General features: G+C 67.0%; 25 protein-coding genes. 23 read left to right on the forward strand and 2 right to left on the reverse strand.

The window, feature by feature from the left end; genetic code table 11:
* The 23 genes from rplD (at nucleotide 1) to CF8_RS03335 (ending at nucleotide 13,186) form a co-directional block, all read left to right on the forward strand.
* A complete protein-coding gene (rplD, locus tag CF8_RS03225; RefSeq protein ID WP_010831709.1) occupies nucleotides 1-975 on the forward strand; it encodes a 50S ribosomal protein L4, sunset domain variant in 975 nt (324 codons plus the stop codon).
* Entirely contained in the window at nucleotides 972-1,277 is a 306-nt protein-coding gene (gene rplW / locus CF8_RS03230; protein WP_010831710.1) for a 50S ribosomal protein L23, read from the forward strand. Before rplD ends, rplW begins: the two co-directional genes overlap by 4 nt.
* A 24-nt stretch (nucleotides 1,278-1,301) precedes the next feature.
* Entirely contained in the window at nucleotides 1,302-2,138 is an 837-nt protein-coding gene (rplB, locus tag CF8_RS03235; protein WP_010831711.1) for a 50S ribosomal protein L2, read from the forward strand.
* A 5-nt stretch (nucleotides 2,139-2,143) separates the two neighbouring features.
* A complete protein-coding gene (rpsS, locus tag CF8_RS03240) occupies nucleotides 2,144-2,425 on the forward strand; it encodes a 30S ribosomal protein S19 (RefSeq protein WP_010831712.1) in 282 nt (93 codons plus the stop codon).
* Nucleotides 2,422-2,850: a 50S ribosomal protein L22 gene (gene rplV, locus CF8_RS03245; RefSeq protein ID WP_010831713.1), complete on the forward strand. Its 429-nt coding sequence runs from the start codon at nucleotides 2,422-2,424 to the stop codon at nucleotides 2,848-2,850. The genes rpsS and rplV overlap by 4 nt, the downstream gene beginning before the upstream one ends.
* Nucleotides 2,850-3,710, forward strand: a complete 861-nt coding sequence (gene rpsC / locus CF8_RS03250) for a 30S ribosomal protein S3 (RefSeq protein ID WP_010831714.1) — start codon at nucleotides 2,850-2,852, stop codon at nucleotides 3,708-3,710. The genes rplV and rpsC overlap by 1 nt, the downstream gene beginning before the upstream one ends.
* Before the next feature lie 5 nt (nucleotides 3,711-3,715).
* The gene (gene rplP, locus CF8_RS03255; RefSeq protein WP_036490063.1) at nucleotides 3,716-4,135 is read left to right on the forward strand and encodes a 50S ribosomal protein L16; all 420 of its coding nucleotides are present in this window, start codon (nucleotides 3,716-3,718) and stop codon (nucleotides 4,133-4,135) included.
* Nucleotides 4,135-4,383, forward strand: a complete 249-nt coding sequence (gene rpmC, locus CF8_RS03260; protein WP_010831716.1) for a 50S ribosomal protein L29 — start codon at nucleotides 4,135-4,137, stop codon at nucleotides 4,381-4,383. The genes rplP and rpmC overlap by 1 nt, the downstream gene beginning before the upstream one ends.
* A complete protein-coding gene (rpsQ, locus tag CF8_RS03265) occupies nucleotides 4,380-4,664 on the forward strand; it encodes a 30S ribosomal protein S17 (RefSeq protein WP_010831717.1) in 285 nt (94 codons plus the stop codon). Before rpmC ends, rpsQ begins: the two co-directional genes overlap by 4 nt.
* A gap of 106 nt (nucleotides 4,665-4,770) precedes the next feature.
* Nucleotides 4,771-5,139 (forward strand): 50S ribosomal protein L14, encoded by a 369-nt coding sequence (gene rplN / locus CF8_RS03270; protein ID WP_010831718.1) that lies wholly within the window; start codon nucleotides 4,771-4,773, stop codon nucleotides 5,137-5,139.
* Nucleotides 5,140-5,142: 3 nt separating this feature from the next.
* The gene (gene rplX, locus CF8_RS03275) at nucleotides 5,143-5,493 is read left to right on the forward strand and encodes a 50S ribosomal protein L24 (protein WP_232211567.1); all 351 of its coding nucleotides are present in this window, start codon (nucleotides 5,143-5,145) and stop codon (nucleotides 5,491-5,493) included.
* Nucleotide 5,494: 1 nt separating this feature from the next.
* Nucleotides 5,495-6,058 carry a 50S ribosomal protein L5 gene (gene rplE, locus CF8_RS03280; RefSeq protein WP_010831720.1) on the forward strand — a complete coding sequence of 188 codons (564 nt, stop codon included), beginning with the start codon at nucleotides 5,495-5,497 and terminating at the stop codon, nucleotides 6,056-6,058.
* 1 nt (nucleotide 6,059) lies between these two features.
* Nucleotides 6,060-6,245 carry a type Z 30S ribosomal protein S14 gene (locus CF8_RS03285; protein ID WP_010831721.1) on the forward strand — a complete coding sequence of 62 codons (186 nt, stop codon included), beginning with the start codon at nucleotides 6,060-6,062 and terminating at the stop codon, nucleotides 6,243-6,245.
* Nucleotides 6,246-6,320: 75 nt separating this feature from the next.
* Nucleotides 6,321-6,728: a 30S ribosomal protein S8 gene (gene rpsH, locus CF8_RS03290; RefSeq protein ID WP_010831722.1), complete on the forward strand. Its 408-nt coding sequence runs from the start codon at nucleotides 6,321-6,323 to the stop codon at nucleotides 6,726-6,728.
* A gap of 32 nt (nucleotides 6,729-6,760) precedes the next feature.
* Nucleotides 6,761-7,303, forward strand: a complete 543-nt coding sequence (rplF, locus tag CF8_RS03295; RefSeq protein WP_010831723.1) for a 50S ribosomal protein L6 — start codon at nucleotides 6,761-6,763, stop codon at nucleotides 7,301-7,303.
* A 1-nt stretch (nucleotide 7,304) separates the two neighbouring features.
* The gene (gene rplR, locus CF8_RS03300) at nucleotides 7,305-7,688 is read left to right on the forward strand and encodes a 50S ribosomal protein L18 (protein ID WP_010831724.1); all 384 of its coding nucleotides are present in this window, start codon (nucleotides 7,305-7,307) and stop codon (nucleotides 7,686-7,688) included.
* Between the two features lie 45 nt (nucleotides 7,689-7,733).
* On the forward strand, nucleotides 7,734-8,369 hold the full coding sequence (gene rpsE, locus CF8_RS03305; RefSeq protein WP_010831725.1) for a 30S ribosomal protein S5: 636 nt from the start codon (nucleotides 7,734-7,736) through the stop codon (nucleotides 8,367-8,369).
* Nucleotides 8,369-8,551: a 50S ribosomal protein L30 gene (rpmD, locus tag CF8_RS03310; protein ID WP_010831726.1), complete on the forward strand. Its 183-nt coding sequence runs from the start codon at nucleotides 8,369-8,371 to the stop codon at nucleotides 8,549-8,551. The genes rpsE and rpmD overlap by 1 nt, the downstream gene beginning before the upstream one ends.
* Before the next feature lies 1 nt (nucleotide 8,552).
* The gene (rplO, locus tag CF8_RS03315; RefSeq protein WP_010831727.1) at nucleotides 8,553-8,996 is read left to right on the forward strand and encodes a 50S ribosomal protein L15; all 444 of its coding nucleotides are present in this window, start codon (nucleotides 8,553-8,555) and stop codon (nucleotides 8,994-8,996) included.
* Nucleotides 8,997-9,209: 213 nt separating this feature from the next.
* Nucleotides 9,210-10,505, forward strand: a complete 1,296-nt coding sequence (secY, locus tag CF8_RS03320; protein ID WP_010831728.1) for a preprotein translocase subunit SecY — start codon at nucleotides 9,210-9,212, stop codon at nucleotides 10,503-10,505.
* Entirely contained in the window at nucleotides 10,506-11,081 is a 576-nt protein-coding gene (locus CF8_RS03325) for an adenylate kinase (RefSeq protein ID WP_010831729.1), read from the forward strand.
* An 11-nt stretch (nucleotides 11,082-11,092) separates the two neighbouring features.
* Nucleotides 11,093-11,914: a type I methionyl aminopeptidase gene (gene map / locus CF8_RS03330; protein ID WP_408635557.1), complete on the forward strand. Its 822-nt coding sequence runs from the start codon at nucleotides 11,093-11,095 to the stop codon at nucleotides 11,912-11,914.
* A gap of 213 nt (nucleotides 11,915-12,127) precedes the next feature.
* Nucleotides 12,128-13,186, forward strand: coding sequence for a TerC family protein (locus tag CF8_RS03335; protein WP_010831731.1), 1,059 nt, complete (start codon nucleotides 12,128-12,130; stop codon nucleotides 13,184-13,186).
* Here the strand turns inward: CF8_RS03335 and CF8_RS03340 are convergent, their stop codons facing one another.
* Nucleotides 13,187-13,879, reverse strand: a complete 693-nt coding sequence (locus CF8_RS03340) for an HNH endonuclease family protein (RefSeq protein WP_010831732.1) — start codon at nucleotides 13,877-13,879, stop codon at nucleotides 13,187-13,189.
* The gene (locus CF8_RS03345) at nucleotides 13,867-15,258 is read right to left on the reverse strand and encodes a serine/threonine-protein kinase (RefSeq protein ID WP_010831733.1); all 1,392 of its coding nucleotides are present in this window, start codon (nucleotides 15,256-15,258) and stop codon (nucleotides 13,867-13,869) included. The genes CF8_RS03340 and CF8_RS03345 overlap by 13 nt, the downstream gene beginning before the upstream one ends.
* Between the last annotated feature and the right edge of the window lie 2 nt (nucleotides 15,259-15,260).

Consider the following 15,260-nt stretch of genomic DNA (forward strand, 5'->3'; position numbering starts at 1 on the left):
ATGGCTACCAAGACTGTCAAGGTCGACTTCCCGGCCGAGATCTTCGATGTCGAGGTCAACGTTCCGTTGATCCACCAGGTCGTCGTCGCCCAGCAGGCTGCTGCACGCCAGGGCACGCACTCCACCAAGCGTCGCGGCGAGGTCCGCGGTGGTGGACGCAAGCCCTACAAGCAGAAGGGCACCGGCCGCGCCCGTCAGGGCTCGACCCGCGCTCCGCAGTTCGCCGGCGGTGGCATCGTGCACGGCCCCAAGCCGCGCGACTACAGCGAGCGGACCCCCAAGAAGATGAAGGCCGCCGCCCTGCGCGGTGCCCTCTCCGACCGGGCCCGCAACGACCGCATCCACGTCGTCGACGGACTCATCTCCGCGGACAAGCCCTCCACCAAGGTCGCCCTGGCCGCGCTCACCGCTCTGAGTGACCGCGTCCGCTTCCTGGTGGTCCTCGAGCGCAGCGACGCCGTCACCTGGCTCTCGCTCCGCAACGCCCCCCAGGTGCACATCGTGGCGGTTGACCAGCTCAACACCTACGACGTGCTCGCCAGCGACGACGTCGTGTTCACCACGGGCTCCTACGAGGCCTTCGTGAGCGGCGCGGCCGCCAAGGCCAGCTCGCGCAAGTTCGTCGTCGTCGACGCGCCTGCCGAGACGAAGCCGGCCAAGGCTGCCAAGCCCGCCAAGGCTGCCAAGACCGAGGCGACCGAGACCGCGGCTCCCGCGGTCGCGTCCTTCGCCGCTGTCGAGGACGCCGACGTCAAGGGTGGCGCCAAGCCCGGCCCCGAGGGCGAAGCCCCCGAGGGCTACGAGATCAAGGGCAACAAGGACTCGATGAAGTTCCACGCCCCCGGTGGCCGTTGGTATGACGCCACGGTCGCGGAGGTCTGGTTCAAGACCGCTGCTGACGCTGAGGCTGCTGGCTTCGTCGAGGCCGGTACCAAGGCATCGATCGAGCAGAGCCACGAGGAGGACGACAAGTGAGCACCCTGCACAAGGACCACCGCGACATCCTGATCGCGCCGGTCGTCTCCGAGAAGAGCTACAGCCTCCTCGACGCCAACAAGTACACGTTCATCGTGCGCCCCGACGCCAACAAGACCGAGATCAAGATCGCGGTCGAGAAGGTGTTCAACGTCAAGGTGACGTCGGTCAACACGATCAATCGCCAGGGCAAGACGCGTCGTACGCGCACCGGCCTCGGCAAGCGTGCCAACACCAAGCGCGCCATCGTCAGCCTCGCTGAGGGTCACCGCATCGACATCTTCGGAGGTCCGGTCTCCTGACCGGACTGCTGAATAGGAACTGATATGGCTATCCGCAAGTACAAGCCGACCACCCCGGGCCGTCGTGGCTCCTCGGTGGCCGACTTCGTCGAGATCACTCGGACCACGCCCGAGAAGTCGCTGACGCGTCCGCTGCCCAAGAACGGCGGCCGCAACAACCAGGGCCGCATCACCACCCGGCACAAGGGTGGCGGTCACAAGCGCGCCTACCGCATCATCGACTTCCGTCGCTACGACAAGGACGGCGTGCCCGCCAAGGTCGCTCACATCGAGTACGACCCCAACCGCACGGCGCGCATCGCGCTCTTGCACTACGTCGACGGCGAGAAGCGCTACATCGTGGCGCCCAAGGGCCTCGAGCAGGGCACGCCCGTCGAGTCCGGCCCCAACGCCGACATCAAGCCCGGCAACAACCTGCCGCTGCGCAACATCCCGGTCGGTACCACCATCCACTGTGTGGAGCTTCGTCCGGGCGGCGGCGCCAAGATCGCCCGCTCGGCCGGCAACTCCGCCCAGCTGGTGGCCCGCGAGGGTAGCCGCGCCACGCTGCGCATGCCTTCGGGCGAGATGCGCTTCGTCGACGTGCGCTGCCGCGCGACGGTCGGCGAGGTCGGCAACGCCGAGCAGTCCAACATCAACTGGGGCAAGGCCGGCCGCATGCGCTGGAAGGGCGTTCGCCCGACCGTCCGCGGTGTCGTCATGAACCCGGTCGACCACCCGCACGGTGGTGGTGAGGGCAAGACGTCCGGTGGTCGTCACCCGGTGTCGCCCTGGGGCCAGAAGGAAGGCCGCACTCGCAAGAGCAAGGCCTCCGACTCCCAGATCATCCGTCGTCGCAAGTCCGGCAAGGGTAGGAAGTAACAGCTATGCCTCGCAGCCTGAAGAAGGGCCCCTTCATCGACGACCACCTTCAGAAGAAGGTGGACGCCGAGAACGACAAGGGCACCCACAACGTCATCAAGACCTGGTCGCGTCGGTCGATGATCGTGCCCGACATGATCGGTCACACCATCGCCGTACACGACGGTCGCAAGCACGTCCCCGTGTTTGTCACCGACTCGATGGTCGGCCACAAGCTGGGCGAGTTCGCCCCGACGCGCACCTACAAGGGGCACGTCAAGGAAGACCGGAAGGGAAAGCGTCGATGAGCGTCACCGAGCGCCAGCGCACCAGCGCCCGCCGCGTGACTCTGCTGGGTGACCAGCCGGGTTCCTACGCGTGCGCCCGTTACGTGCGCATCACCCCCATGAAGGCTCGCCGTGTCGTCGACATGGTCCGCGGCCTTCCCGTCGACGAGGCCCTGTCGCTGCTGCAGTTCGCGCCGCAGGCCGCCTCGGAGACCGTCTACAAGGTGCTGGAGAGCGCCATCGCCAACGCGGAGACCACCGAGGGCCTGTCCAAGGCCGACCTCGTCGTCTCCGTCGCGATGGTCGACGAGGGCCCGACGATGAAGCGTTGGCGTCCGCGTGCCCAGGGTCGTGCGACTCGCATCAACAAGCGCACCAGCCACATCACGCTCGTCGTGCAGCCGGCCGACGTCGCTGCCGCGAAGAAGAACGGAAGGGGTGCCTGATGGGCCAGAAGATCAACCCGAATGGGTTCCGCCTGGGCATCTCGACCGACCACAAGAGCCGTTGGTACGCCGACAAGCTCTACAAGTCCTACGTCGGTGAGGACGTCGCGATCCGTCGCCTGCTGTCCAAGGGCATGGAGCGCGCCGGCATCTCGAAGGTGGAGATCGAGCGCACCCGTGACCGCGTGCGGGTGGACATCCACACCGCGCGTCCGGGCATCGTCATCGGTCGCCGTGGCGCCGAGGCCGACCGCATCCGCGGCGAGCTCGAGAAGCTGACCGGCAAGCAGGTCCAGCTGAACATCCTCGAGGTCAAGAACCCCGAGATCGACGCCCAGCTCGTCGCCCAGGGAGTTGCCGAGCAGCTCTCCGGTCGCGTGCAGTTCCGTCGTGCGATGAAGAAGGCCATGCAGACCTCGATGCGCTCGGGTGCCAAGGGCATCCGGATCCAGTGCTCGGGTCGTCTCAACGGCGCCGAGATGTCGCGCACCGAGTTCTACCGCGAGGGTCGCGTTCCGCTGCACACGCTGCGTGCCGACATCGACTACGGCTTCTACGAGGCCAAGACCACCTTCGGCCGCATCGGCGTGAAGGTCTGGATCTACAAGGGTGAGGTTGCCGGCACGCGTGCCGAGCGCCAGGCGCAGGCTGCTGCTCGCGCCGGTGCTCCGGGTCGCGGTGGCGCAGGCGGCGCAGGCGGCCGTCCCACCCGTGGTGGCGAGCGCCCGAGCCGTGGCACCCGCACCGACCGACCGGCTCGCTCCGACGCGCCCGCCGAGGCTGCTGCTCCCGCGGCGACCGAGGCTCCGGCCGTGACGTCGGGCGAGGCCGCAGTCGCTTCCACCGGACAGGAGGGCTGAGCACCATGTTGATGCCCCGTCGCGTCAAGCACCGCAAGCAGCACCACCCCAAGCGGACCGGTGCGGCCAAGGGCGGCACGAAGCTCGCCTTCGGTGACTTCGGCATCCAGGCGATCGATGGTCACTACGTGACCAACCGACAGATCGAGTCGGCCCGTATCGCCATGACCCGCCACATCAAGCGAGGCGGAAAGGTCTGGATCAACATCTACCCGGACCGCCCGCTGACCAAGAAGCCTGCCGAGACCCGCATGGGTTCCGGTAAGGGTTCGCCCGAGTGGTGGGTGGCCAACGTCAAGCCCGGCCGCGTCATGTTCGAACTTTCCGGTGTCGACGAGGAGACCGCTCGCGAGGCCATGCGCCGCGCGATGCACAAGCTCCCCATGAAGTGCCGGTTCATTTCCCGCGAGGCAGGTGAATTCTGATGAGCAACAAGCTGAATGCCTTCGAGCTCGACGAGCTCAACGCTGTCGACCTCGAGTCGAAGCTCCGCGAGGCCAAGGAGGAGCTGTTCAACCTCCGCTTCCAGGCGGCCACCGGCCAGCTGGAGAGCCACGGTCGTCTCCGTACGGTCAAGAAGGACATCGCCCGGATCTACACCGTGGTGCGTGAGCGCGAGCTCGGTATCCGCAGCACCCCGGGAAGCACCAACACTGAAGAGGCCAGCGCATGAGCGACACCACTGAGACCAGCCAGGACGACAAGCGCAACCAGCGCAAGATCCGCGAGGGCCTGGTCGTGAGCGACAAGATGGACAAGACCATCGTCGTCACGGTCGAGGACCGCGTGAAGCACGCGCTCTACGGCAAGGTCATGCGCAGGACCTCGCGTCTGAAGGCGCACGACGAGACCAACGAGTGCGGCATCGGCGACCGGGTCCTCATCATGGAGACCCGTCCGCTGTCGGCCACCAAGCGCTGGCGCCTCGTCGAGGTCCTCGAGAAGGCCAAGTGACCTGAGGCCCTTTCGCCTCTGAGCTTCACCTCACCACACATCCGTTCGGCCAGGCTCGAGATCCCACTGAGATCTCGAGAACCAGCTCGACAACCAGGAGATATCAATGATCCAGCAGGAGTCGCGACTCAAGGTCGCCGACAACACCGGTGCAAAGGAGATCCTCTGCATCCGTGTTCTCGGTGGCTCGGGCCGTCGCTACGCCGGCATCGGTGACGTCATCGTCGCCACCGTCAAGGACGCGATCCCCGGTGGCAACGTCAAGAAGGGCGACGTCGTCAAGGCCGTCATCGTGCGCACCGTCAAGGAGCGTCGCCGTGCCGACGGTTCCTACATCCGCTTCGACGAGAACGCTGCCGTCATCCTCAAGGCCGACGGCGAGCCGCGAGGCACCCGCATCTTCGGCCCCGTGGGTCGCGAGCTGCGCGAGAAGCGCTTCATGAAGATCATCTCGCTCGCCCCCGAGGTGTTGTGAGAGATGGGTAAGGGCATGAACATCAAGAAGGGCGACACCGTCAAGGTGATCGCAGGCAAGGACAAGGGCGCCGAAGGCAAGGTCATCTCGGTCCTCCGCGAGGAGGAGCGCGTGATCGTCGAGGGTGTCAACCGCATCAAGCGGCACACCAAGGCGGTCCAGGGTGGCAACACCGGCGGCATCATCACCGCCGAGGCTCCCATCCACGTCAGCAACGTGATGCTCGTCGAGGGTGACGGCGTCACTCGCGTCGGCTTCCGTCGCGACGAGGTGACCAAGCGTCGCACCGACGGTTCGACGTACCCCGCCCAGCGCAGCGTTCGCGTGTCGCGCAAGACCGGTAAGGAGATCTGAGATGGCTGAGACCACCACCGAGATCCCGCGCCTGAAGGCTCGCTACCGCGCGGAGATCCTGCCGGCGCTGCAGGCCGAGTTCGACATCAAGAACGTCATGCAGGTCCCCGGCCTGACCAAGATCGTCGTCAACATGGGCGTGGGCGAGGCTGCTCGCGACTCCAAGCTGATCGAAGGCGCGATCAAGGACCTGACCGCGATCACCGGCCAGAAGCCGTCGGTGACCAAGGCTCGCAAGTCGATCGCCCAGTTCAAGCTGCGTGAGGGCATGCCCATCGGTGCCCACGTCACGCTGCGTGGCGACCGCATGTGGGAGTTCCTCGACCGCCTCCTGTCGCTGGCGCTGCCGCGCATCCGCGACTTCCGTGGACTCAGCAGCCTGCAGTTCGACGGCCGTGGCAACTACACCTTCGGTCTGACCGAGCAGGTCATGTTCCACGAGATCGACCAGGACAAGATCGACCGCTCGCGCGGTATGGACATCACGGTCGTCACCACCGCCACCAACGACGACGAGGGTCGCGCCCTGCTCAAGCAGCTCGGCTTCCCGTTCAAGGAGAACTGACATGGCGAAGACTTCGCTGAAGGTCAAGGCCGCCCGCAAGCCCAAGTTCGCGGTTCGTGGCTACACCCGTTGCCAGCGCTGCGGCCGCCCCAAGGCGGTCTACCGCAAGTTCGGCCTGTGCCGGATCTGCCTGCGCGAGATGGCACACCGTGGCGAGCTGCCCGGCGTGACCAAGTCCTCCTGGTAAGCCACCAGACTTCACCTCACAACCGCTGAAGGTCCGCCCCGTGCGGAAACCACAGAAGAGAGAGAACATCCAGCTATGACCATGACTGACCCGATCGCAGACATGCTGACGCGTCTGCGCAACGCCAACCAGGCGTACCACGACGAGGTGTCGATGCCCTTCAGCAAGATGAAGGAAGGCCTCGCCGAGATCCTCAAGCAGGAGGGCTACATCACGTCGTTCGACGTGAAGGAGCCGACCGAGGGTGAGGTCGGCAAGACGCTGATCGTCACGCTCAAGTACGGCCGCAACCGCGAGCGCTCCATTGCCGGGGTCCGCCGCATCAGCAAGCCCGGTCTCCGGGTCTACGCCAAGGCCACGGGTCTCCCCAAGGTCCTCGGCGGGCTCGGTGTCGCGATCATCTCGACGAGCCAGGGCCTCCTGACCGACCGCCAGGCCAACCAGAAGGGCGTGGGCGGCGAAGTCCTCGCCTACGTCTGGTAATCCGGACTACTAGACCAGAAGGAGAAACAAGCATGTCGCGTATTGGCAGGCTCCCCATCCCGGTCCCGTCCGGTGTCGATGTTGCCATCGACCAGGCGACGGTCACCGTCAAGGGCCCCAAGGGCACCCTGAGCCACACCGTGGCTTCGCCCATCGTGGTGGAGAAGGGTGAGGACGGCGTCCTCTCGGTCAACCGCCCGAACGACGAGCGCGAAAGCCGCTCGCTGCACGGTCTGACCCGCACCCTGATCAGCAACATGGTCGTCGGTGTCACCGAGGGCTACGAGAAGAAGCTCGAGATCGTGGGCGTGGGTTACCGCGTTCTGCCCAAGGGCCCCACGCAGCTCGAGTTCCAGCTCGGCTACTCACACCCGATCGTGTTCGACGCACCTGAGGGCATCACGTTCACGACCGAGGGCCCGACCAAGCTCGGCGTCGTCGGTATCGACAAGCAGCTTGTCGGCGAGGTCGCGGCCAAGATCCGCAAGCTGCGCAAGCCTGAGCCCTACAAGGGCAAGGGCGTGCGTTACTCCGGCGAGCACATCCGCCGCAAGGTCGGAAAGGCCGGTAAGTGACATGGCTATCTCACTGAGCAACAACAAGCACACCGCTGGTCGCGTCAAGTCGCGTCTGCGCCGTCAGGTCCGAGGCCGCAAGCGCGTCTCCGGCACTGCCGAGCGTCCGCGTCTCGTCGTCACCAAGTCGGCCAAGCACCTTTCTGTCCAGGTCGTCGATGACCTGCAGGGTGCGACGCTGGCCTACGCCTCCACCATGGAGGCCGACGTCCGCGCCGCCGCAGGTGACAAGACCGCCAAGGCCGTGAAGGTTGGTGAGCTCGTAGCCGAGCGCGCCAAGGCCGCAGGCATCGACGCAGTCGTCTTCGACCGCGCCGGCAACAAGTACCACGGCCGCATCGCGGCCCTTGCAGACGCCGCCCGTGAGGGCGGACTGTCGTTCTGATCGCCAACGCGGTAAGAGAGAGATCTTAGATATGGAGCACATCTCATGAGCGGAGCCCAGCGCGGACAGCGCAGCGGCGGCTCGGGCGACCGTCGTCAGCGTGACGACCGTCGCGGTGGCGGCGCTGAAAAGTCTGTCTACATCGAGCGAGTCGTAGCCATCAACCGAGTTGCCAAGGTCGTCAAGGGTGGTCGTCGCTTCAGCTTCACCGCCCTCGTGATCGTGGGCGACGGCGACGGTCTCGTCGGCGTCGGCTACGGCAAGGCCAAGGAAGTTCCCGCGGCGATCGCCAAGGGTGTCGAGGAAGCCAAGAAGTCCTTCTTCAAGGTTCCCCGCATCCAGGGCACCATCCCGCACCCGGTCCAGGGCGAGAAGGCTGCAGGCGTCGTCCTGCTCCGTCCCGCGTCCCCCGGTACCGGTGTCATCGCCGGTGGTCCGGTGCGCGCGGTTCTCGAGTGCGCCGGCATCCACGACGTCCTGAGCAAGTCGCTCGGTTCCTCCAACCAGATCAACATCGTCCACGCAACCGTGGCGGCGCTGAAGATGCTGGAAGAGCCCGAGCAGGTTGCCGCTCGTCGCGGTCTGACCGTCGAGCAGGTCACCCCGGCCGCCATCCTGCGTGCCCGCGAGACGGGTCGCGAAGAGGCAGCGGCTGCTGCCGCTGCGGGGGTGTCGTCCTGATGGCACAGCTCAAGGTCACGCAGAACAAGGGCCTCATCGGTCTCAAGCAGAACCAGCGCGACACTCTGCGCTCGCTGGGCCTGAAGCGGATCAACGATGTGGTCGTCAAGGAGGACCGCCCGGAGATCCGGGGCATGGTCCAGACCGTCCGTCACCTGGTGACGGTCGAGGAGGTCGACTGACATGGGTGCTCTCAAGCTGCATCACCTGCGCCCCGCACCGGGCGCGAAGACTGCCAAGACCCGCGTGGGTCGTGGTGAGGCTTCCAAGGGCAAGACCGCGGGCCGCGGTACCAAGGGCACCAAGGCTCGCTACAACGTCCCGGTCGCCTTCGAGGGTGGCCAGATGCCGATCCACATGCGTCTGCCGAAGCTGAAGGGGTTCAAGAACCCGTTCAAGGTGGAGTTCCAGGTCGTCAACCTCGACAAGCTCGCCGAGCTCTACCCGCAGGGTGGGGCCGTCTCGGTCGAGGACCTGATCGCCAAGGGTGCCGTCCGCAAGGGCTCGCCCGTCAAGGTGCTCGGCCAGGGCGACATCTCCGTCGCCGTCCAGGTCAGCGTCGACGCGTTCTCGGGCTCCGCCAAGGCGAAGATCGAGGCCGCTGGCGGCAGCGCCACGGTGGTTTGAGGACCATCAGCCCAGCTCAGTAGTACGCGGCCCGGCCGAACAGTGGGAACTGTGCGGCCGGGCTTGCGCGTTCACCGGGGCAACCAGGCAGTGACCTCACTGTTAGGCTCTCCCGGGCCCTCGCGGAGGCAGTCCCAGAAGTAGTTCATCGAGGGTTTCACCGGCCGAGGCAGGACACCTCCTGCGTCGGCAACGCATCAGAAAGAGGATCCTGTGCTCAGCGCGTTCGCCAACGCTTTCCGCACGCCGGACCTGCGGCGCAAGCTGCTGTTCGTCCTGCTGATTGTCATGATCTTCCGCCTCGGCTCCCAGGTGCCGACGCCAGGTGTCAACGTGGCGAACGTCGACGCCTGTCTCAACGACGTCGAGTCCAGCGGCCTCTACCAGCTCGTCAACCTGTTCTCCGGTGGTGCGCTGCTCCAGCTGACGGTCTTCGCGCTCGGGATCATGCCCTACATCACGGCCTCGATCATCCTGCAGCTGCTCGTCGTGGTCATCCCGCGACTGGAAGCGCTGAAGAAGGAAGGCCAGGCGGGGCAGACCAAGATCACGCAGTACACGCGCTACCTCACGCTCGGTCTCGCGCTGCTGCAAGCCACCGGCATCGTGGCGCTCGCCCGCTCCGGCAACCTGCTCCAGGGCTGTGAGCGCGAGCTGTTGCACAGCAACAGCACCTCGACCTTCCTGACCATGGTCATCACCATGACCGCCGGCACCGCCGTCATCATGTGGCTCGGCGAGCTCATCACCGACCGCGGCATCGGCAACGGCATGTCGATCCTCATCTTCTGCCAGGTCGTCGCGACTTTCCCGGCCTCGCTGTGGGCGGTCCAGTCCTCGCAGGGCTGGGTGGTCTTCGGCATCGTCATGATCATCGGCCTGCTGCTCGTCGCGGCCGTCATCTTCATCGAGCAGGCCCAGCGCCGCATCCCCGTGCAGTACGCCCGGCGCATGGTCGGACGCAAGATGTTCGGCGGCTCGTCGACGTACATCCCGCTCAAGGTCAACCAGGCCGGCATCATCCCCGTCATCTTCGCCTCGTCGCTGCTCTACCTGCCGGCGATGGCGGTGCAGTTCAACCAGGCCAGCACGTCACCCGTGCTGCAGTGGGTCAACAAGTATCTTGTGGGCGGTGACCACCCCATCTACATGGCGGTCTACTTCCTCTTGATCATCTTCTTCACGTACTTCTACGTCTCGATCACCTTCAACCCTGAAGAGGTCGCGGACAACATGAAGAAGTACGGCGGCTTCATCCCCGGGATCCGGGCGGGCAAGCCGACCGAGGACTACCTGTCCTACGTCCTGTCCCGCATCACGTTCCCTGGAGCTCTCTACCTCGGTCTCATCTCGCTGGTCCCGCTGATCGCCTTCGCGCTGATCAACGCCGACCAGAACTTCCCCTTCGGTGGGACCTCGATCCTGATCATGGTCGGCGTTGCGCTGGACACCGTGAAGCAGATCGAGAGCCAGCTCCAGCAGCGCAACTACGAAGGGTTCCTGCGTTAAATGAGACTCATCATCATGGGCCCGCCCGGTGCCGGCAAGGGCACGCAGGCGAAGTTCATCGCCGAGCACTTCGCGATCCCGGCGATCTCCACGGGCGACATCTTCCGTGCCAACGTCACCAGCGGCACGGAGCTCGGTGTCGAGGCGAAGCGCTACATGGACGCGGGTGAATACGTCCCCGACGAGGTCACCAACCAGATGGTGCGCAACCGCATCGACGAGCCCGACGCCGAGCCCGGCTTCCTGCTCGACGGCTACCCGCGCACCCTGGCCCAGGTCGAAGAGCTCGACGGCATGATCAAGCACACCGGCCACGCGCTCGACGCCGTGGTCGTGCTGACGGTCAACCAGGACGAGGTCGTGGACCGCCTCCTGCAGCGCGCCGAGACCGAGGGCCGCGCCGACGACACCGCTGAGGTCATCCGGCGCCGCCAGGAGATCTACGCCGAGGAGACGGCTCCACTCATCGAGGTCTACCGCGACCGCGGCCTGCTCATCGAGGTCGACGGCCTCGGCGAGATCGACGACGTCACCCAGCGCATCTTCGACGCGCTCGACGTCGTGCCCCAGAGCTGACCGGGTCCGTGGTGTTCGCCAACCGGGGCCTTGAGATCAAGACCCGCGACCAGATCGACAAGATGCGGGTCGCGGGACTCCTGGTCGGCGAGACGCTCGAGCTCCTGCGCTCCGCGGCCCGTCCCGGGATGTCCACCGGCGAGCTCGACGCCCTGGCGGAGGCCAACATCCGCGACCACGGCGGCATCCCGTCGTTCAAGGGCTACAGCCACCCGCCGTTCCCGGCGACGATCTGTGCGTCGGTCAACGACGAGGTGGTGCACGGCATCCCCGGGGCGCGCGTGCTGGGCGAGGGCGACATCATCTCCATCGACTGTGGCGCGATCGTCGACGGCTGGCACGGCGACGCCGCGATCACCGTCGCGATCGGTGAGGTCGCCCCCGAGGTGACCGAGCTGATGCGGGTCACCGAGGGCGCCCTGTGGGCCGGTCTGGCGGCCGCTCGCCTGGGCGGGCGGGTCACCGACATCTCGCACGCCGTCGAGCAGCACGTCCGCGCCCAGGGCCGCTACGGCATCCTGGAGGACTACACCGGCCACGGCATCGGCACCGAGATGCACATGGCGCCCAACGTCCCCAACTTCGGTCGCCCGGGCAAGGGCGCGACGCTGGTGGAGGGCCTGGCGCTGGCCGTCGAGCCCATGGTCACGCTCGGCAGCAAGGAAACCGACCTGCTCGAGGACGACTGGACCGTCGCCACCGTCGACGGGTCCATGGCCGCCCACTTCGAGCACACCTTCACCCTCACGCCCGAGGGCGCGTGGGTGCTGACGGCCATCGACGGCGGCGCTGCCCGCCTGGCCGAGCTCGGGGTCCCGTTCGGCGGTCGCTGAGTTCGCGTCGCCGTACACACGCATGACAGACTGACGGCCCAGGAGGGGAGTATTCCCCCGTGGTGGTGTCGTCAGTACGGCGCAGGCGCGAGCCCGCACCCGGTGCCATCGGTTCGTGTGCCCAGCACCGAGCGGAAGAGACCTCCGGAGCGTACGAATGCGCGCAGCCCACCGCTCGCACAATCCTGGTCCACTCCGGAGGAGAAGCACCACGTGAACTCACTGCTCGGCGACTCGGTCGCCTCACCCACTGTCTGGGCGATCACCCTGGTCGTCACCGTCGGCGTCCTGATGGTCGACCTGCTCGTGATCGCTCGTCGCCCGCACGAGCCGACGATGGGCGAGGTGTCCCGCCACCTCGCGTTCTTCGTCGGCCTGGCGATCGCCTTCGGCGTCGCGCTGCTGGTCTTCGCGCAGCCGCACGAGCTCTCTCCCAACCCGGGTGCTGAGTTCTTCGCCGGCTGGCTGACCGAGTACAGCCTGTCGGTCGACAACCTGTTCATCTTCATCATCATCATGAACAGCTTCGCGGTGCCGCGGAAGTACCAGCAGACGGCGCTGATGATCGGCATCGTGCTCGCGCTGGTGATGCGCGCGATCTTCATCGTGATCGGCGCGGCTGCGATCAACGAGTTCAGCTGGGTCTTCTACCTCTTCGGTCTGTTCCTCGTCTACACCGCCGTCAAGCTGGCCAAGGAGGGCGGCGAGGACGAGGACGAGTACGAGGAGAACCGGCTGGTGAAGTTCGCCGAGAACCACCTGCCGGCCACCAAGGAGTGGAACGGCACCAAGTTGTTCAGCGTCGAGAACGGCAAGCGCGTCATCACGCCGATGTTCCTGGTCATCCTCACCCTGGGCACCACGGACCTGCTGTTCGCGCTCGACTCGATCCCGGCGATCTACGGCCTGACGCAGGACCCCTACCTCGTCTTCACCGCGAACATCTTCGCGCTGATGGGCCTGCGCCAGCTCTACTTCCTCATCGGCGGCCTGCTGCAGCGCCTGATCTACCTCTCCTACGGCCTCGCGTTCCTGCTCGCCTTCATCGGCGTCAAGCTGATCCTGCACGCCCTGCACGAGAACGAGCTGGCGTTCATCAACGGCGGCGAGCACGTCAAGTGGGCCCCGGACATCCCGATCTGGCTCTCGCTGGTGGTCATCATCGGCACGCTGGCCATCACTGCAGTGGCCTCGCTGGTCGTCTCCGCCCGGATGAGTGCCGCCGAGCAGGACGCCGCCACCGGCCCCCGCCGCGACTGGGACAACGACTAGCTAGCAGTCGAGGCGACGGATGGTGGCCTCGTCGGCGCTGGTGATCGGCAGCCCCCAGGCCACCGCCACGCGGAGGTACTTCCGCACGTAGGTGCAGTGGTAGGCCCTCCGGGGCGGCAGCCACTCCGAGGGGCTCGAGGCCACCTTGTCGTCGTTGGCGCTGGCGGACACGGCCAGCAGCTCGCGGCGTACGTCGTTGGCGAACGCCACCCGGCGGCGCTGGCTCCACGCCCACGCGCCGCCGTGCCAGGCCTCGGCGAGTGGGTAGACGTGGTCGATCGCGATGTAGTAGCCGTCGGTGCGCCACGTCAGCCGCCGCCCGGTGTAGGGGTCTCGCAGGCGGGCGTCGTAGATGCGGCACCGCGATCCCCAGCGCATCTCGATGTCGCGCATCTGCCGGAGCAGGACGTCCTCGCGGGTGGTGCAGCCGTTGTGCGCGAACGGCCCGTCGTGATCGTCGGTCCACGGCTCGCCGAAGACGCAGGCGCCCGGGTCGCAGTCGCGGTCATAGCCCGGGTGGTACGGCGCCGTGTCGACGACCTCGACGGCGGCCAGCAGCCGATCGACCCGGGAGTCGTCGGCCGCGTGGACAGGAGTCGCCAGCGGCGTACAGGCCAGGGCGAGTGCCGCGAGGATGAGCCGACCACTTGCCGCACGTGGCTGCGGGGCTCGCGATCCGCTCAGGGCACGCACTCGTTGGCCGTGGGGGACTCGTCGGAGCCTCGCACCTGGCGCACCTCCAGGCACACCTGCTCGGTGCTGCTGACCCGGACCGAACGCTTGCTGGTGCGCTCGAACGCGTCGGTGCCGATCTCCTGCCAGATCCACTCGTCGCCGGCCTCCACGGAGTCCTGGCTGTCCCAGCGGAAGACGACGGAGCTTCCCGAGCGCTGCCCGCTGAGGTTGGGCGGCGAGGTGAGGGTGTCGGGGATGAGCGGCGACGGGGTGTCGGAGGTCGACGGTTGGGTCGGCGTGGGGGAGTCGCCGCGCCCACCTCCGGTGAGGATCAGCCCACCGATCAGGGCGACCGTGGCCAGCACGCCGATGACGGCCCAGACCAACCCGGAGACAGGACGCTCGTCGGTGTCGGGCTCGGTCTGCGCCGTCGCGATCCGGCGCGGACCGGACGCCGAGATGACCGTGACCGCCTTCATGACGGTGCGGTCCTCCTCGGGCTCCGGATCCGGCGTCCGCACCGACGTGTCGGGACGGTCACCCTCGACCGCGACCACGGTGCGGGGCCAGTTCGCGGCCGCCTCGATCTGCTGGAGGCTGCGGGCGAGGTCGAGCGCGCTCTGCGGGCGGTGTGCGGGGTTCTTGGCCAGGCACTGCTGCAGCAGCCGGTCGAGCGCGGGCGGCACGTCCGAGCGCTGGGTGGCGGGCGCGGCGGCGTGCAGGATGCGAGCGCTGAGGGCGCGCGTCGAGTTGTCGCCCGACGGGATGGAGAACGGCGACCGGCCCACCAGCAGGTGCCAGATCGTCGCGCCGAGGGAGTAGACGTCGGAGGCCACCGAGCCGTTGGACCGGCCGTCGAGCAGCTCCGGCGGCGACCACGGGTAGGAGATGCGGACGTCGCTCTCGCCCTCGACGTCGGCGATGTGGCCGGCGATCCCGAAGTCGGTGAGCGCGGGCTCGTGATAGGTCGTGACCAGCACGTTGCTGGGCTTGATGTCGCGGTGCAGGATCCCGGAGCGGTGGGCGGTCTCGATGGCGCTGGCCAGCTTGATGCCGGTGCTGACGGCGTCCACGACCGCCATCGGGTTGGAGCGCACCCGCACGCCGAGGTCAGGCGGCGGGCAGTAGCGCATCACGAGGTAGGGCCGGCCGCCCTCGACGGTGACCCCGGCGGTGATCACCGAGACGATGTAGGGGTGGTCGGCCAGCGTGGCCATCGCGTTGGCCTCGGCGGTGAAGAGCTGCTTCTCACGGTCGTTGAGGGGTACGTCGGGGCGCACGACCTTGACGGCGACCCGCTGCCGCGGCCAGTGCTGCTCGTAGAGGAAGACGTCGGCGAACCCGCCGCTGCCCAGGTGCTCGACGAACGTGAAGCCAGCGATGACAGGTGCACTCATCG

It is taken from the genome of Nocardioides sp. CF8 (assembly GCF_000389985.1).
GTDB classification, from domain to species: domain Bacteria; phylum Actinomycetota; class Actinomycetes; order Propionibacteriales; family Nocardioidaceae; genus Nocardioides; species Nocardioides allogilvus.

Excerpts from the sequence above, each read along its gene's own strand:
- rpmC (WP_010831716.1), top strand. The coding sequence starts at position 4,135 with ATGAGCAACAAGCTGAATGCCTTCGAGCTCGACGAGCTCAACGCTGTC.
- rplN (WP_010831718.1), top strand. The coding sequence starts at position 4,771 with ATGATCCAGCAGGAGTCGCGACTCAAGGTCGCCGACAACACCGGTGCA.
- rplP (WP_036490063.1), top strand. The coding sequence starts at position 3,716 with ATGTTGATGCCCCGTCGCGTCAAGCACCGCAAGCAGCACCACCCCAAG.
- CF8_RS03285 (WP_010831721.1), top strand. The coding sequence starts at position 6,060 with ATGGCGAAGACTTCGCTGAAGGTCAAGGCCGCCCGCAAGCCCAAGTTC.
- rplB (WP_010831711.1), top strand. The coding sequence starts at position 1,302 with ATGGCTATCCGCAAGTACAAGCCGACCACCCCGGGCCGTCGTGGCTCC.
- rpsC (WP_010831714.1), top strand. The coding sequence starts at position 2,850 with ATGGGCCAGAAGATCAACCCGAATGGGTTCCGCCTGGGCATCTCGACC.
- rpsQ (WP_010831717.1), top strand. The coding sequence starts at position 4,380 with ATGAGCGACACCACTGAGACCAGCCAGGACGACAAGCGCAACCAGCGC.
- CF8_RS03325 (WP_010831729.1), top strand. The coding sequence starts at position 10,506 with ATGAGACTCATCATCATGGGCCCGCCCGGTGCCGGCAAGGGCACGCAG.
- rpmD (WP_010831726.1), top strand. The coding sequence starts at position 8,369 with ATGGCACAGCTCAAGGTCACGCAGAACAAGGGCCTCATCGGTCTCAAG.
- rpsS (WP_010831712.1), top strand. The coding sequence starts at position 2,144 with ATGCCTCGCAGCCTGAAGAAGGGCCCCTTCATCGACGACCACCTTCAG.
- rplE (WP_010831720.1), top strand. The coding sequence starts at position 5,495 with ATGGCTGAGACCACCACCGAGATCCCGCGCCTGAAGGCTCGCTACCGC.
- rplV (WP_010831713.1), top strand. The coding sequence starts at position 2,422 with ATGAGCGTCACCGAGCGCCAGCGCACCAGCGCCCGCCGCGTGACTCTG.
- CF8_RS03345 (WP_010831733.1), bottom strand. The coding sequence starts at position 15,258 with ATGAGTGCACCTGTCATCGCTGGCTTCACGTTCGTCGAGCACCTGGGC.
- rpsH (WP_010831722.1), top strand. The coding sequence starts at position 6,321 with ATGACCATGACTGACCCGATCGCAGACATGCTGACGCGTCTGCGCAAC.
- rplX (WP_232211567.1), top strand. The coding sequence starts at position 5,143 with ATGGGTAAGGGCATGAACATCAAGAAGGGCGACACCGTCAAGGTGATC.
- rplR (WP_010831724.1), top strand. The coding sequence starts at position 7,305 with ATGGCTATCTCACTGAGCAACAACAAGCACACCGCTGGTCGCGTCAAG.
- rpsE (WP_010831725.1), top strand. The coding sequence starts at position 7,734 with ATGAGCGGAGCCCAGCGCGGACAGCGCAGCGGCGGCTCGGGCGACCGT.
- rplD (WP_010831709.1), top strand. The coding sequence starts at position 1 with ATGGCTACCAAGACTGTCAAGGTCGACTTCCCGGCCGAGATCTTCGAT.
- rplF (WP_010831723.1), top strand. The coding sequence starts at position 6,761 with ATGTCGCGTATTGGCAGGCTCCCCATCCCGGTCCCGTCCGGTGTCGAT.
- rplO (WP_010831727.1), top strand. The coding sequence starts at position 8,553 with ATGGGTGCTCTCAAGCTGCATCACCTGCGCCCCGCACCGGGCGCGAAG.